Below are 13,729 nucleotides of genomic sequence, written 5' to 3'. Positions count from 1 at the left end.
ACACGGGCGCGGCGGCGTTGTCCGGCAGGTCCGTCCAGGCCGCGTCGGCCGGCAGGATCAGCGTGGCGATGTTGCCCGGCGCTCGACGCGCCACGCCCACGGCCTCGGCGGCGTCGGCGGACAGGTCGGCGGCCTTCATGGTGCGCTTGACCCAGTGCGACATCGGGCGCGCGACGCCCTCGACGTCGCTGGTCAGCGGCGCGTCGTATTGGACGTGATAGGTGGCGTGGTCGCCCACGATGTTGACCATGGGCGTGCGGGCGCGCTTGGCGTTATGCAGGTTGGCCAGGCCGTTGCCCAGCCCGGGGCCCAGGTGCAGCAGGGTGGCGGCAGGCTTGTCGGCCATGCGCGCATAGCCGTCAGCCGCGCCCGTCACCACGCCTTCGAACAGGCCCAGCACGCAACGCATCTTCGGTTTGCGATCCAATGCCGCGACAAAGTGCATTTCAGATGTGCCCGGATTCGCGAAGCAAACGTCCACGTCGTTGGCAAGCAAGGTATCGCAAAGACTATCAGCGCCGTTCATCGTTTTTCCCTGGTCATTTTCCATTGGCGGTGCATGGGCGCGTGCGCGCCCGCGTGACATGCATGATAGGTAGCGTAGCCGAAACCGGCTAGAGCCATTTCAGGCTGTCGTCATGGAACCATTCCGCAGGTTCCGCCAAACGGAATTTGCATGAGCGTCCTCAGCCCAGTATCTGCCCCAGAAAGGCCTGCGCGCGCTCGGTGCGCGGCGCGCGGAAGAAATTGTCCGGCGTGTCCGCTTCCACGATCGCCCCCTGGTCCATGAAGACCACGCGGTCGCCGACCTCGCGCGCGAAACCCATCTCGTGCGTGACGCACACCATGGTCATGCCGTCGCGGGCCAACGCCACCATGGTGTCCAGCACCTCTTTGACCATCTCGGGGTCCAGCGCCGAAGTAGGCTCATCGAACAGCATGATCTTGGGCCGCATGCACAGGGCCCGCGCGATCGCTACGCGCTGCTTCTGGCCGCCGGATAGCTGGCCCGGGTACTTGGACGCATGCTGCGGGATCTTCACCCGCTCCAGGTATTCCATGGCGCGCGCTTCGGCCTCCTCGCGCGGCACGCCTTTCACCAGCATCGGCGCCAGCGTGCAGTTATCCAGTACGGTCAGATGCGGGAACAGGTTGAAGTGCTGGAACACCATGCCGACCTCGGCACGGATGCGCTCGATGTTCTTCAGATCGTCGTTCAGTTCGATGCCGTCGACCACGATGCGGCCCTTCTGGTGTTCCTCCAGGCGGTTCATCAGCCTGATGGTGGTGGACTTGCCGGAACCGGACGGCCCGCACAGGATCAGCTTCTCTCCGGGCAGCACCTCCAGCGCCAGGTCGTCCAGCACCTTGAAGTCGCCATACCATTTGCATACGCCCTGCATGGTGATGATAGGGGCGGCGTAGTTCAGTCCATCCATCGCATCAGGCCTTGGAAATGTCGTGGTTTTCGCCCGCACCGCTCCAGTAGCCCGGCACGGTCAAGCGCTTTTCGGAACGGCGGAACAGGTACGCCAGCACGCTGCACATGGCGAAGTAGATAACGCCCACCATGGTGTAGACGGTCAGCGCCTGAAAGGTGGCGCCCGCCAGCATTTCGCCCGCGCGCATCAGCTCGTAGACGCTGATGACGGCTACCAACGAGGTTTCCTTGATCAACACCAGCGCGTAATTTCCCAGCGCCGGGAACACGGTGCGCAACGCCTGCGGCAGCACGATGCGGCGCAGCCGCTGCACCTTGCCCAGGCCCAGCGCGCGCGCCGCCTCGTATTGGCCGCTATCGACCGACTGGATGCCGCTGCGGAAAAGCTCCGCCAGATAGGCGCCGAAGTTCAGCGTCAGCCCCAGCACGCCGGCGACGAAGCCGTTGATTACCACGCCCATCTCGGGCAGCCCGTAGTAGATGTAGAACAGCTGCAACAGCAGCGGCGTGCCGCGTATCACGTCGATGTAGAAACGCGCGCCGCGGCTGAGCAGCCGCGATGGCGACAGGCGGCACAGACAGACGAGCAAGCCCAAGGCCACCGCCAGGAATGCCGAACAGAAAAACAGCGCCAGGGTCCAGACCGTGCCCTCGGCAAGGGGGGTCAGGTACATGCGCAGGGTCGCGAGATCCAAGTCGTGCTCCTTATCCGTGCCGGTGCGGCGTTACTTGCTCATCAGGTCGGCGACACCCCACTTCTGCCCGATGGCGGCGAGCTCGCCGTTCTGCTTCATCTGGGCCAGTGCGCCGTTGACGGCCTCCAGCAGCGCGGCGTTGCCCTTCTGCACGGCCATGCCCACCTGCCACTTGCGCTGCGGCTGGTAGCCCGTATCCAGCTTCACGCCCGGGATGTTCTTGGTCTTGATCTGATAGATGATGCTGGGCGGATCCACGATGCCCAGGTCGATGCGGCCGGCGCGCACGTCGGCCAGCAGCGTGGAGTAATCCTGGTATGTGGATACCTTGGTGCCGGGCATGTCCTTGATCATGTTGAACTGCACCGAATCGACCAGCACGCCGACGCGCTGGCCCTTCATGTCCTCGAACTTGGCGTACTTCTTGTTGGCCTTGTCGCTGACCACGACGCCCTCGCCCCACTCATAGACCGGCGCCGAGAAATCGATGGCGCGGGCGCGTTCCTCGGTGATGAAGAGCGGCGCGGACATGACGTCGGCGCGGCCCGAGGTCAGCGTGGGAATCAGGCCGGAGAATGGCACGTCGGACAGCTTGTCCGACACCTTGAGGTGCTTGGCCACGCCCGCGGCCACGTCCACCATGATGCCCTCCAGCTGATTCGACTTCGGATTCTTGAAGCCGTGCGGCGGCGCGGACGCCGTGGTGACCACGTTCAGGCTCTGGTCCGCTCGGATCTCGTCCAGCGTACGCGCCTGCGCACCGGCATGGATCAGCAGGCTGGCAGCGGCAATGCCCAACAGGATGGATTTGAGTTTCATCGTTTTCCCCTTGAATGAAGTTACCGCCGTGGCTGTTCCGGCTCAGGCCGGACGCCCCTGCGGATACTGCTGCACCGCTACCGCCGCCAGCGCGCAGAATTCCTGCATGACGGTGGCAGCCAGGAAGGCCGTGGCCCCCTGCACGTCTTGCGGCGGCGACACGGTGTTCACGTCGAACGCCACGAAGTTCAGGCCCGCGAGCTGGCGCAGCAGCGCCAGCCCTTCCTTCGCCGACAGTCCGCCCCACTCCGGCGTGCACACGCCCGGCGCGCAGGAGGGATCGAAGATATCCATGTCGAAGCACAGGTACACCGGACGCTGCCCGATGCGCTGCTTGATGTCGGCCAGCGCGCCTTTCTGGTCCTGATCGAAATCGTCGTAAGGCACGATCGTGTAGCCGACCTCGCGGCCGAACTCCAGCACGCCCGGCATGAAGGAGCTGCCGCGCGTGCCGACGTGGAAGCTGGACGCCACGTCCAGCAGCCCTTCTTCGGCGGCGCGCGTGAACGTGGTGGCCGTGTTGTAGCCAGGAATGGGATAGGTGTCGGTGTGCGAATCGAAATGCAGCACCACGAAATCCGGATGGCGGCGCGCCACGGCGCGTAGCTGCGGCAAGGTGACCGCGCCGTCCCCTCCCATGGAAATCGGGATGGCGCCCGCGTCCAGGATGGCGCCGATGCCAGCCTCGATCAGGGGATAGGAGGCGTCCGGATCGCCCGGATGGCAGGCCACGTTGCCCACGTCGATGGCGCGCAGGAACTCCGGCGGGTTGTCGATGCCGTGGCGACGGAAGATGTCGACCGGCCGCAGCAGCCTGGATTGCTCGCGGATCGCGTCCGGCCCCTGGCGCGAGCCGACCCGGAACGGATGCGTGCCGCAATCAAAGGGTATGCCCACCACGCAGGCGCGCGCCGCGCCCGTGCCGGCGGCTCGGACGCCAGGCAGGCCCATGAATCCCGCAACGGGATGAAAACAGACTTCGGCTGGCTGCTGCACAACTCGGCTCCTGTGTGACGACGCGTGCCCATGAGCACTATCGGGATCACTATTTAGATTCAATCAAATCGCTGTGCGATATGATCGTGTCAAAATAAGAGTAGCGTGCGTACAAGCATCCAGCCAATTAGGGAGTTTCCCCTAATCGTTATTTTTATATCCGACTAAATTAGTACGATTAAAACGCGCAAGCGCGTCCGCACGCAGGCGCCGGAGCGGGGCTGGAGCAGGACTTAAGCGTCGTCGCTGGCAAACGGCATCGCGTCGCGCAAGGCGCCGCCCGGCGGCTCCATTTCATAGTAGGGACGCGACCGTCCCAGCGTGCGCGACGCGCTGATGGCGTGCGCCGTTTCCACCACTTGCGGGCCGAACACCGCCTGCGCCTGCTCGAACGACCAACGGCTGGACGGCACCGATACATTGACCGCCCCTATCGGCGTGCCGCCCGCGTCCAGCACTGCGGCGCTGATCGTGATGTCCCCCGGATAGAACTCGCCGTTGGAGCGCGCATAGCCGTGACGCCGGGCAAACTCCAGCTCGGCCAGGAGCGCGTCCATATCGGTGATGGTTGCGGCCGTGTACGACTTGCGGTCGCAGCGCTCCAGGAGGCCGCGCGCGACCGCGGGATCCAGCCGGGCCAGCACAGCCCTGCCAGCCGCCGTGCAATACAGCGGCAGCCGCATGCCGACCGGCATGTTCACGAACATTTCCTTGTGGGTGGCGAAACGTGCCACGTAGACCATGTCCAGGCCATCGGGCTCGGCCAGGCTGCAGGTTTCCTGGCTGTTGCGGTTGAGCGTATGCAGGAAGGGATTGCCGCCCAGCACCAGCGGGCTGGTCTGCACATACTTCATGCCCAGTTCCAGCGACCAGGGCCCCAGCGAGAACTTCTTGCTCGAAGGATCCTTGCGCAGGTAGCCCAAGGTCCACAGGGTGTGGGTGAAGCGCTGCACCGAACTCTTGCTCAGCCCCGTGGCCTCGGCCAGTTCCGGCAGGGTCATGGCCGGCTGCCCCTCGCTGAAAGCCCGCAGGACAGAGACGCCGCGCGCCAGCGCGGCGATGAACAATGGGGAATCCTCGGCGTTTCGGATCTGCGTCATGGCGCGTGGGGGCGTCCAGTGGAAAGCGCATAGCGTACCGCATTACGGTGCGAACGTATCGCGTGGCGATGCCATAAAAAAACGGCCCGGAGTACCGGGCCGTCTTGACCGCCGTGAACCTTAGCGGATCGGCCAGGGATACATGGCGCCGCCCTTGTTCCACAGCGCGTTGGTGCCGCGTTGCAGGCCGAGCTTGCTGTCCTTGCCCACGTTGCGCTCGAACACTTCGCTGTAGTTGCCCACCGCCTTGATGGCGTTGTAGGCCCACTTTTCATCCAGCCCCATGTTCTTGCCCGCGCCCGGCGTCACGCCCAGGATGCGCGCAATGTTGGGATTGTTGCTCTTGAGCATTTCGTCCACGTTCTTCTGCGTGATGCCGTATTCCTCGGCTTCCATCAGCGCGAACAGCGTCCAGCGCACGATGCCCAGCCAGTTCTCGTCGCCCTGGCGCACCATGGGGCCCAGCGGCTCCTTGGAGAAGCGCTCGGGCAGGATCTCGTAGTCGTCCGGCTTGGCGACCTGAGTGGCGCGCACCGCCGCCAGTTGCGAGGCATCGTCGGTGAAGGCGTCGCAGCGGCCCGACTCGAACGCGCGCACGACCTCGGTCACCTTGTCGATCACCACCGGCTTGAACTCGATATTGTTGGTGCGGAACCAGTCGGCCAGGTTGAGTTCGGTGGTGGTGCCCGGCTGCACGCAGACCGTGGCGCCGTTGAGTTCCTTGGCGCTTTTGACGCCCAGCTTCTTGTTCACCAGGATGCCCTGGCCGTCGTAGAAGCTGGCGGCCACTGCCGCCAGGCCCAGCGAGGTGTCGCGGGTCTGCGTCAAGGTGACGGTGCGCAGCAGCACGTCCACTTCGCCCGATTGCAGCGCCGTGAAGCGTTGCTGCGTGGACAGCGGCGTGCCCTTGAATTTGGTCGGATCACCGAACACGGCCGCCGCAACCGCGCGGCAGATGTCCACGTCCATGCCTTCCCATTCGCCCTTGCTGTTGGTGGCCGAAAAGCCGGATACGCCGTCGGTCAGGCCGCACTGCACGTATCCCTTTTTCTTCACGGCATCGAGGGTGGGTCCCGCCACCGCCGCCTGGGATGCGCAAGCCAGGGCAATGGCGCTGGCTGCAAACAAGATGGACCGCTTCATGATCGCTTCTCCTGAGATGGATGCCGCGCCGGCTTGTAAGCCGGCCGCGTTTGAAACCGAGCCCTGCCTTACTGGGCCGGCCGCCAGATTAAGCGATGTCCACGGCGTGAACAACGCAACGGCGCCTAGTGGAAACCCGGAGAAGAGACCACTGCTCCAGAAGGTTGCGGAGCTGTCCGGTGAACGAACTTTATCCGCCCGCCGCGCCGCGATCGCCGCTTGCCTTGGTGCCATACTTTTTTCGCGTCCCGGGCCCGCCGCTGCCGGCGTCGCGATCTCTCAAAAATAACGGCCGCGCTCACGCTAGCGGTCGATTCGTGGAGGAGACCAACCCATGACCCATGCAAGCCATTCGCAGTCCCGCCGCAGCATCCTCATGACCCTGCTGGGCACGGCCCTGGCGGCCGCCGGCCTGGCCGCCAGCGCAGTCCATGCCGCCGATGATTGGCCCAGCAAGCCCATCAAGGTCATCGTGCCGTACACGCCCGGCGGTTCGACCGACATCGTCACCCGCATCGTGATGGACAAGCTCGGCCCGCGCCTGAAGCAGACCATCATCATCGAGAACCGCCCCGGCGCCAACAGCAGCGTGGGCTCGGCCATCGCCGCCAAGGCGGAGGCGGACGGCTACACCTTTCTATCCATCCTTCCGGCCTACATCATCAATTTCCATCTGTACAAGCTGGGCTACAAGCCCGCCGACCTGACGCCGGTGGTGCAGATGGCCGACCTGCCCCTGTTCCTGTTCGTGGCGGAAGAAATACCGGTGAAGACGGTGGCCGAGCTGGTCGACTATGCCCGCAAGAATCCGGACAAGCTCACCTATGCCTCCAGCGGCAACGGTTCCAGCGCGCACCTGACCGGCGCCGACTTCGCGCTGCAAAGCAAGATCACGATGACGCACGTGGCTTACAAGGGCAGCGCCCCCATCCTGGCCGACCTGCTGGGCGGCCGGGTCTCGATGGTGTTCGACCCCATTCTCGTGCCCATGCAGTATGTCAAACAGAACCGGCTGAAGGCGCTGGCGTTCACCGGCAAGCAACGCTGGCCCACCGAACCCTCGATCCCGACCATGGAGGAAGCCGGCCTGCCCGGTTTCGTGACCGGGTCCTGGGCCGGGCTGATGGCGCCGGCCGGCACGCCCGCGCCCATCATCGAGCGCATGGCGCGCGAGATCAGCGAAATCGTCAAGGAGCCGGACGTCAGGCAGAAGTTCCTGGACGCGGGCTTCCTGCCGGCCAGCGGCACCACCGCGCAATTCTCGGAACTGATGAAGACGGACTCGACGCGCTACGCCGGGATCATCAAGCAGGCGCGCATCACCGTGGACTGAACGCGGAGCTCACCATGATCGACAAGTTCTACGACACGCCCGAGTCCGCCGTCGCGGACATCCACGACGGCGCCACCGTGCTGATCAGCGGCTTCGGCGGCGCCGGCATGCCCACGGAACTGATCCACGCGCTGATCGCGCAAGGCGCGCGCGACCTCACCGTGGTCAGCAACAACGCCGGCAACCACGAGACCGGCCTGGCTGCGCTGATCAAGGCCGGGCGCGTGCGCAAGGTGGTCTGCTCGTTTCCCAAGGCCTCGCACTCCTGGGTCTTCGACGAGTTCTACCGCCAGGGCCGCATCGAACTGGAATGCGTGCCGCAAGGCACCATCGCCGAACGCCTGCGGGCGGCAGGCGCCGGCCTGGGCGGGTTCTATACGCCCACGGCCTATGGCACTGAACTCGCGCGCGGCAAGGAGACGCGCATGATCGACGGCCGCGGCCACGTCTTCGAGCTTCCCCTGCACGGCGACTTCGCGCTGGTGAAGGCCGATCTGGGCGACCGCTGGGGCAACCTCACCTACAACAAGAGCGCGCGCAACTTCGGCCCCGTCATGTGCATGGCGGCCAAGACCGCCATCGTGCAGGTGCGCGCCAAGGTCGCGTTGGGCGAACTATCGCCCGAGGCCGTGGTGACCCCGGGCATCTTCGTCAAGCGCGTCACCCAGGTGGCCAACGCCGCTTTTTCCAGCTAGGGCTGGTCGAACCCAAAGGAATCCGCATGTTCCAACCCCTGACCCGCGAGGCCATGGCGCGCCGCCTGGCCCAGGACATCCCCGACGGCAGCTACGTGAATCTGGGCATAGGCATGCCCGTGCTGGTGGCCGCGCACTTGCCCGCCGGCCGCGAGATCGTGCTGCACAGCGAAAACGGCATCCTGGGCATGGGGCCGCCGCCCGCCGAAGCCGACGTCAATCTGGACCTGATCAACGCCGGCAAGCAGCCCGTGACCCTGCTCGCAGGCGGCGCCTACTTCCATCACGCGGATTCGTTCGCGATGATGCGCGGCGGCCACCTGGACATCTGCGTCATGGGCGGCATGCAGGTCGCGGCCAACGGCGACCTGGCCAACTGGTCGCTGGCCAAGCCGGGCGAAGCCCCGGCCGTGGGCGGCGCGATGGACCTGGCGGTGGGCGCGCGCAGCGTCTACATCATGATGGAGCACAACAGCAAGAGCGGCGAGCCCAAGATCGTCGAGCGCTGCATCTATCCGCTGACGGGCGCCGGCGTGGTGGACCGGATCTATACCGACTTGGCCGTGATCGAGGTCACGCCGAGCGGGCTGCTGGTTCGGGATATGATCGACGGCATGACCCTCTCAGTCCTCCAGGCGCGCACCGGCGCGCCACTGCGCGCAGCCTGATGCGGCCCAATCTTCCCCCGCCCGGCTATGCCGCGCCGCTCGCGGCGGAAGATCATCCCGACCAGTTGCGCGGCGATCCGGACTACATGCTGACGCTGGCGCGCGGCCTGCATGTGATCCGCGCCTTCGGCACCCGCCGCCATCCGCAGACCGCGGCCGAACTGAGCCGCCGCGCCGGCCTGCCGCGCGCCGTGGTGCAACGCTGCCTGCACACGTTGATCCTGCTGGGCATCGCCGAGCAGCACGGCAGGCTCTATGTGCTGACGCCGCGCATCCTCGGCCTGGGCTATGCCTACTTCTCGTCCACGCCCTTCGTCTCGTTGGCGCAGCCGGTGCTGGAAGAACTCAGCGCCACCATCAACGAGACCTGCGCCCTGGCCATCATGGAAGGCCACGAAATGCTGTATCTGGCGCGTTCCGAAGTCACGCGTCTGCTGGCGACCTCGATGGGACTGGGCAGCAGGCTGCCGGCCTATTGCACCTCCATCGGGCGGGTGCTGCTGGCGCAGTTGCCGGAACCCGCGCTGGCCCGCTACTTCGCCGCGACGGACCTGCAGCCGTACACGGAGTTCACGGTGATCGCCGAAGACAAGCTGCGCGCGGAACTCGCCCGCATCCGCGAGCAGGACTATGCGGTCGTCGACCAGGAGCTGGAACTGAACGTGCGCGCCATTTCCGTGGCGGTGCGCTCGGCCAGCGGCAAGGCCTGCGGCGCGGTCAACGTCAGCGTCAAGGCGGCGCGGGTGCCGCTGAACCGGCTGACGGAGGAGTTCCTGCCGCCACTGCGGCAAGCGGTGGAGCGGATCGGGGAGTTTCTGGCGGCGTAAGGCGCGAGCCTTACAGGTCCGTCGTATCCAGCGTGAAGGCGGCAGCGGCGCGGCCGATGCGGTCGTTGACGGCGTGCCAGTCATCGGTGGCGGGCGGCGCCTGCACGATGATGCGGGCATAGCCCTGCTGGTCCAGGTCGCGCAGCAGGCCGTATAGCGCCTGCGCATAGCGCGCCGGATCCGCAGGCACGGCCTGCCACTGCACCCGGGCGTCGAGCGCAGCGGGACGATCGCCGTAGGCGACCACCACCACCTTGCCCTGGGGCAGGCCCTGCCCCTGCACTACGTCCCGCAGGCGCGCATCGGTGGCCAGTTCCAGCGCCGTGCGCGGCGCGTAGTGCGCCTTCAGCGTGCCCGAGGCGCGCGGCGCGGCGGCGTCGGGCGCGAAGACCTGCACGCCCAGCACGGCTTCGATCTGCGCGGCGCTGATGTGGCCGGGACGCAGCAGCACGGGGCCCGCGCCGCGGTCCAGGCGCGACAGGTCGAGGATGGTGGATTCGATGCCGACTTCCGATGCGCCGCCTTCCAGCACCGGCATGCCGGCCGCGACCTCCTCGGGGAATTCGCTGCGCACGTGTTCGGCGCGTGTAGGCGAGACCTGGCCGAACTTGTTGGCCGAAGGCGCCGCAACGCCGCCCTGCCCGTTGGGCTTGCCGGCGGCAAAGGCCGCCAGCAGCGCCTGGGCCACCGGATGCGAGGGGCAACGGATGCCAATGCTGTCCTGGCCGCCGCTGACCGTATCGACGATGTGCGATGCGCGCTTGAGGATCAACGTGAGCGGACCGGGCCAGAAGGCGTCGATCAGCAGGCGCGCCTCTTGCGGCACTTCCGCCGCCCAGTACGACAGGTCGCCTTGCGGCGCGATGTGCACGATGACGGGATGATTGGAAGGCCGGCCCTTGGCCGCGTAGATCTTGGCGACCGCTTGCGGGTTTTCCGCATCGGCGCCCAAGCCGTAGACGGTCTCGGTGGGAAACGCGGCCAACTCGCCGTCCAGCATGCGCTGCGCGGCGCGGGCGATCTCGGCTGCGCTGGCGGACGCGGTCGGGGACAAGGAAGTCATGGAATCGGCGCGCTTTACTCGGGAGCCTGCATGCCCAGCGCCGCCGCCACGCGTGCCGCGTCGTCGCGGGCCTGCTGCAGGGTCGGCGCCACGATCGTGATGTGGCCCATCTTGCGGCCGCGGCGCGCTTCGCGCTTGCCGTACAGGTGCAGCTTGGCCGTGGGCACGGCCAGCGCCGCGGCCCAGTCGGGCTCGCGCTGCGCCGTCGCAGCGGCCGACGGATACCAGATATCGCCCAGGATGTTCAGCATGACGGCCGGCGCCAGCAGATCGGAACCGCCCAGCGGCAGGCCGGCCATGGCGCGCGCCTGCTGCTCGAACTGGCTGGTCAGGCAGGCGTCCATGGTGTAGTGGCCGCTGTTGTGCGGACGCGGCGCGATCTCGTTGACGATCAGGCTGCCGTCCTTGAGCACGAAGAATTCCACGCACAGCACGCCGTGATAGCCCAGGCCCTGCGCGATGGCTTGCGCGGCTTGCGTGGCGCGGGCTTGCCGTTCGGCATGGGCCGCGTCCTGCTGCACGGGTGCGGCGGTCGACACTGCCAGGATGCCATCGCGGTGCACGTTGCGCGCCACGGGAAACACCACGCTCGCGCCGTCGAAGCCGCGCGCCAGCACCACCGAGATTTCGTAGTCCAGCGGCATCAGCGCTTCCAGCACGCAGGCCACGCCGCCGAATTCGGCAAAGGCGGCCAGCGCTTCCTCGCGCGTGTCGATGCGGGCCTGGCCCTTGCCGTCGTAGCCCAGGCGGGCGACTTTCAGGATGCCGGGAAACAGGCCTTGGGGTGCTGCGCGCAGGTCGGCCTCGCTGCGGATGGCGGCATGCGGCGCAACCTCAATGCCCTGCGAGGCGATGAAGGTTTTTTCGGCGATGCGGTCCTGCACGATGGCCACGGCGTCCCCGGCCGGGCTCACGCGGCAGCGCGTGGCCAGCGTGCGCAGGCTGTCCGCAGGCACATTCTCGAATTCGGTGGTGACGGCCTGACAGGTCTGTGCCAGGCGCTCGAGGCCGGCCTCGTCGTCATAGGCCGCCTGGATGTGCAGGTCGGCCACCATGCCCGCCGGGCATTCGGCGGCCGGATCCAGCACCGCGACCTTGTAGCCCAGGCTCTGGGCCGCGTGGCAGAACATGCGGCCCAGTTGGCCGCCGCCCAGCAATCCCAGCCAGCCGCCGGGAGCAATCATGAAAGCAGTCGATTGAGTCATTCTGATCAGGCCTCGGGCGGAACCTTCATGTCGCGCGCGGCTTGCGTCTGGCGGGCGCGGAACGCCACCAGCTTCTTGTGCAAGCCGGCATCCGTGCCCGCCAGGGTGGCGATCAGGTGCAACGCCGCATTGGCGGCGCCGGCTTCGCCGATCGCGAACGTGGCTACCGGCACGCCCTTGGGCATCTGCACGATGGACAGCAGCGAATCCTCGCCGCGCAGGTACTTGGACGGCACTGGCACGCCGAACACCGGCACTTCGGTCAGCGCCGCCATCATGCCCGGCAGGTGCGCCGCGCCGCCGGCGCCGGCGATGATGCCGCGCAGGCCGCGCGCATGCGCCTCGGCGCCGTACTCGGCCATATCCTGCGGCATGCGGTGCGCGGAGATCACGCGCGCCTCATGGGGAACGCCAAAGTCCTCCAGCATGGTGACCGCGTGCTTCATGACCTCCCAATCGCTGGAAGAACCCATAATCACGCCCACCACGGGGGTGGCCTCTGCCGCTGCGGAAGTCTTGGCTGTCATAACCGGTGTCGTAGAAGACCGCGGCGCAGGGCCGCGGAGAGTCAAAGGACCGCGGACGGATGCCGCGAAACCCGGTATTTTACCCGGCGCCGGCGCCGGGCTATGTGGCAGAGGCGGAATCCAGCCACTGATAGCTGGTTGGGTTGTCCGGGCAAGGCCCGAAACCGCACTCCAGCGTGGTGCTGCCGACGTTGGCCAGCGCCATCAGGAAAAACAGGGCCATGACCAGCACGCCCAGCACCGATACCGGCTTGCGCAGCATGTTGTCGCCCCACTTGCGGTCGACCGCCAGCATCACCGTGCAGAACACGATGATGGAGATAAAGGCAATGAACGCCCAGGTGTAGAAATGCAGGCCCAGCAGCGGCGAACCGTAACCCGGATCGCCCGGGGCGATGTGCAGCAGCACCTGACGGCCCGAGGCCAGCAGGCCGCCCAGCGCGCCCGCAATACCCATCGCGTAGTGCAGCGGCGACGGGCCCAGGCGCATGTTCAACAGAAAGCCCATGCCGGCCAGCATCAGCGCCACGCGCTGCAGCAGGCACAGCGGGCAAGGCAGTTCGTCGTAGGCGATCTGCCAGAAGAAGGCCATGCCCAGGGCGCCGGTAACGCCCAGCAGCGCCAGGCCGTTGAGGATGCGCGAGCCGCGTGTGGGATTGCGGGAGAAGATCATCGCCCCCCCTCAGAACGACAAGGCCAGCGGGCTGGTCATGTGGTATTGGCACCAAGCGGCGAACAGCGCCAGCGTCAGCAGCCAGAAGGTCACGCAGGGGCGGCGCCTGCCTAGCATGCCGAACCACACCGCGATCAGGCCAGTCAGGAAAGGCAACATCATTACCATGCTGGGAGCTCCTTTCTGGGGAACGTCCCCATGCAAGCAGCCGGGAATTATAACGTCACAATTCGCAATAAATCCTATCGAAAGCCCTGATAACACTTGCAGGGCAGGCGCTTTCATGGCGAAAAAAACGCTCCATCTGAACCGCCCCCCGGTAGTTGGACGTAAATCCAACTACCGGGGGGGCGGAGTGGCAGGGCTTCGAGCTTGCGGATGTCAGGGTTCTTTAGCCGCCGAGGCTGCCCTGCGCCATTCCGATGCTCGCCCCGGTGGGGCTGCGCTTCGGATGGCTCCGGGGTCCTCGGCTGGCGGCGGCCTAATGCGGTGGTTTCGGCCCCCCTTCATGGGCAGATGCCGTGAGCCGGTGGCCGGACGGAGG

The 13,729-nt window shown here is 66.5% G+C and carries 16 protein-coding genes; 4 read left to right on the top strand and 12 right to left on the bottom strand.

Features of this window, described 5'->3' with window-relative positions; all coding sequences use genetic code 11:
* The 7 genes from WBB14_RS16755 to WBB14_RS16725 form a co-directional block, all read right to left on the bottom strand.
* Positions 1-526 (bottom strand): thiamine pyrophosphate-binding protein (locus tag WBB14_RS16755; protein ID WP_424240840.1); only part of this gene is annotated, 526 nt, incomplete at its 3' end.
* Between the two features lie 160 nt (positions 527-686).
* Positions 687-1,439: an amino acid ABC transporter ATP-binding protein gene (locus WBB14_RS16750; protein ID WP_207465483.1), complete on the bottom strand. Its 753-nt coding sequence runs from the start codon at positions 1,437-1,439 to the stop codon at positions 687-689.
* A gap of 4 nt (positions 1,440-1,443) precedes the next feature.
* Entirely contained in the window at positions 1,444-2,136 is a 693-nt protein-coding gene (locus WBB14_RS16745; RefSeq protein WP_424240839.1) for an amino acid ABC transporter permease, read from the bottom strand.
* Positions 2,137-2,166: 30 nt separating this feature from the next.
* Positions 2,167-2,955 carry an ABC transporter substrate-binding protein gene (locus tag WBB14_RS16740; protein ID WP_424240838.1) on the bottom strand — a complete coding sequence of 263 codons (789 nt, stop codon included), beginning with the start codon at positions 2,953-2,955 and terminating at the stop codon, positions 2,167-2,169.
* A gap of 42 nt (positions 2,956-2,997) precedes the next feature.
* Positions 2,998-3,906, bottom strand: a complete 909-nt coding sequence (locus WBB14_RS16735; protein WP_424240841.1) for an arginase family protein — start codon at positions 3,904-3,906, stop codon at positions 2,998-3,000.
* Between the two features lie 278 nt (positions 3,907-4,184).
* Positions 4,185-5,051 carry an IclR family transcriptional regulator gene (locus tag WBB14_RS16730; protein WP_424240837.1) on the bottom strand — a complete coding sequence of 289 codons (867 nt, stop codon included), beginning with the start codon at positions 5,049-5,051 and terminating at the stop codon, positions 4,185-4,187.
* Positions 5,052-5,171: 120 nt separating this feature from the next.
* A complete protein-coding gene (locus WBB14_RS16725) occupies positions 5,172-6,194 on the bottom strand; it encodes an amino acid ABC transporter substrate-binding protein (RefSeq protein WP_424240836.1) in 1,023 nt (340 codons plus the stop codon).
* Between the two features lie 334 nt (positions 6,195-6,528).
* On the opposite strand from WBB14_RS16725, the gene WBB14_RS16720 reads away from it, so the two are divergent.
* The 4 genes from WBB14_RS16720 to WBB14_RS16705 are packed head-to-tail and all read left to right on the top strand — an operon-like array spanning position 6,529 to position 9,717.
* Complete coding sequence (locus WBB14_RS16720; RefSeq protein ID WP_424240835.1) at positions 6,529-7,527, top strand: Bug family tripartite tricarboxylate transporter substrate binding protein; 999 nt, start codon at positions 6,529-6,531, stop codon at positions 7,525-7,527.
* Positions 7,528-7,541: 14 nt separating this feature from the next.
* Positions 7,542-8,222, top strand: a complete 681-nt coding sequence (locus tag WBB14_RS16715; protein ID WP_424240834.1) for a 3-oxoacid CoA-transferase subunit A — start codon at positions 7,542-7,544, stop codon at positions 8,220-8,222.
* A gap of 26 nt (positions 8,223-8,248) precedes the next feature.
* Positions 8,249-8,890: a 3-oxoacid CoA-transferase subunit B gene (locus WBB14_RS16710; RefSeq protein ID WP_424240833.1), complete on the top strand. Its 642-nt coding sequence runs from the start codon at positions 8,249-8,251 to the stop codon at positions 8,888-8,890.
* On the top strand, positions 8,890-9,717 hold the full coding sequence (locus WBB14_RS16705) for an IclR family transcriptional regulator domain-containing protein (protein WP_424240832.1): 828 nt from the start codon (positions 8,890-8,892) through the stop codon (positions 9,715-9,717). The genes WBB14_RS16710 and WBB14_RS16705 overlap by 1 nt, the downstream gene beginning before the upstream one ends.
* Before the next feature lie 10 nt (positions 9,718-9,727).
* On the opposite strand, the gene WBB14_RS16700 is transcribed toward WBB14_RS16705, so the two are convergent.
* From WBB14_RS16700 to WBB14_RS16680, 5 genes are all read right to left on the bottom strand, one after another.
* Entirely contained in the window at positions 9,728-10,780 is a 1,053-nt protein-coding gene (locus WBB14_RS16700) for an L-threonylcarbamoyladenylate synthase (protein ID WP_424240831.1), read from the bottom strand.
* Positions 10,781-10,794: 14 nt separating this feature from the next.
* On the bottom strand, positions 10,795-11,985 hold the full coding sequence (locus tag WBB14_RS16695) for a 5-(carboxyamino)imidazole ribonucleotide synthase (protein WP_424240830.1): 1,191 nt from the start codon (positions 11,983-11,985) through the stop codon (positions 10,795-10,797).
* Between the two features lie 5 nt (positions 11,986-11,990).
* The gene (purE, locus tag WBB14_RS16690) at positions 11,991-12,512 is read right to left on the bottom strand and encodes a 5-(carboxyamino)imidazole ribonucleotide mutase (RefSeq protein WP_013395671.1); all 522 of its coding nucleotides are present in this window, start codon (positions 12,510-12,512) and stop codon (positions 11,991-11,993) included.
* 100 nt (positions 12,513-12,612) lie between these two features.
* A complete protein-coding gene (locus WBB14_RS16685; protein WP_424240829.1) occupies positions 12,613-13,185 on the bottom strand; it encodes a disulfide bond formation protein B in 573 nt (190 codons plus the stop codon).
* A gap of 9 nt (positions 13,186-13,194) precedes the next feature.
* Entirely contained in the window at positions 13,195-13,353 is a 159-nt protein-coding gene (locus WBB14_RS16680) for a DUF5993 family protein (protein ID WP_013395673.1), read from the bottom strand.
* Positions 13,354-13,729 lie beyond the last annotated feature (376 nt).

Origin of the sequence: Achromobacter sp. (genome assembly GCF_049647645.1) — a bacterium.
Taxonomy (GTDB): domain Bacteria; phylum Pseudomonadota; class Gammaproteobacteria; order Burkholderiales; family Burkholderiaceae_B; genus Achromobacter.
This window is presented reverse-complemented; position numbering and strand designations above follow the sequence as displayed.

Bases quoted from the DNA above. Each gene is read 5' to 3' on its own strand.
- WBB14_RS16740 (WP_424240838.1), bottom strand. From the start codon at position 2,955: ATGAAACTCAAATCCATCCTGTTGGGCATTGCCGCTGCCAGCCTGCTG.
- WBB14_RS16710 (WP_424240833.1), top strand. From the start codon at position 8,249: ATGTTCCAACCCCTGACCCGCGAGGCCATGGCGCGCCGCCTGGCCCAG.
- WBB14_RS16705 (WP_424240832.1), top strand. From the start codon at position 8,890: ATGCGGCCCAATCTTCCCCCGCCCGGCTATGCCGCGCCGCTCGCGGCG.
- WBB14_RS16725 (WP_424240836.1), bottom strand. From the start codon at position 6,194: ATGAAGCGGTCCATCTTGTTTGCAGCCAGCGCCATTGCCCTGGCTTGC.
- WBB14_RS16700 (WP_424240831.1), bottom strand. From the start codon at position 10,780: ATGACTTCCTTGTCCCCGACCGCGTCCGCCAGCGCAGCCGAGATCGCC.
- WBB14_RS16750 (WP_207465483.1), bottom strand. From the start codon at position 1,439: ATGGATGGACTGAACTACGCCGCCCCTATCATCACCATGCAGGGCGTA.
- WBB14_RS16720 (WP_424240835.1), top strand. From the start codon at position 6,529: ATGACCCATGCAAGCCATTCGCAGTCCCGCCGCAGCATCCTCATGACC.
- WBB14_RS16715 (WP_424240834.1), top strand. From the start codon at position 7,542: ATGATCGACAAGTTCTACGACACGCCCGAGTCCGCCGTCGCGGACATC.
- purE (WP_013395671.1), bottom strand. From the start codon at position 12,512: ATGACAGCCAAGACTTCCGCAGCGGCAGAGGCCACCCCCGTGGTGGGC.
- WBB14_RS16730 (WP_424240837.1), bottom strand. From the start codon at position 5,051: ATGACGCAGATCCGAAACGCCGAGGATTCCCCATTGTTCATCGCCGCG.
- WBB14_RS16685 (WP_424240829.1), bottom strand. From the start codon at position 13,185: ATGATCTTCTCCCGCAATCCCACACGCGGCTCGCGCATCCTCAACGGC.
- WBB14_RS16680 (WP_013395673.1), bottom strand. From the start codon at position 13,353: ATGGTAATGATGTTGCCTTTCCTGACTGGCCTGATCGCGGTGTGGTTC.
- WBB14_RS16735 (WP_424240841.1), bottom strand. From the start codon at position 3,906: ATGGGCCTGCCTGGCGTCCGAGCCGCCGGCACGGGCGCGGCGCGCGCC.
- WBB14_RS16695 (WP_424240830.1), bottom strand. From the start codon at position 11,985: ATGACTCAATCGACTGCTTTCATGATTGCTCCCGGCGGCTGGCTGGGA.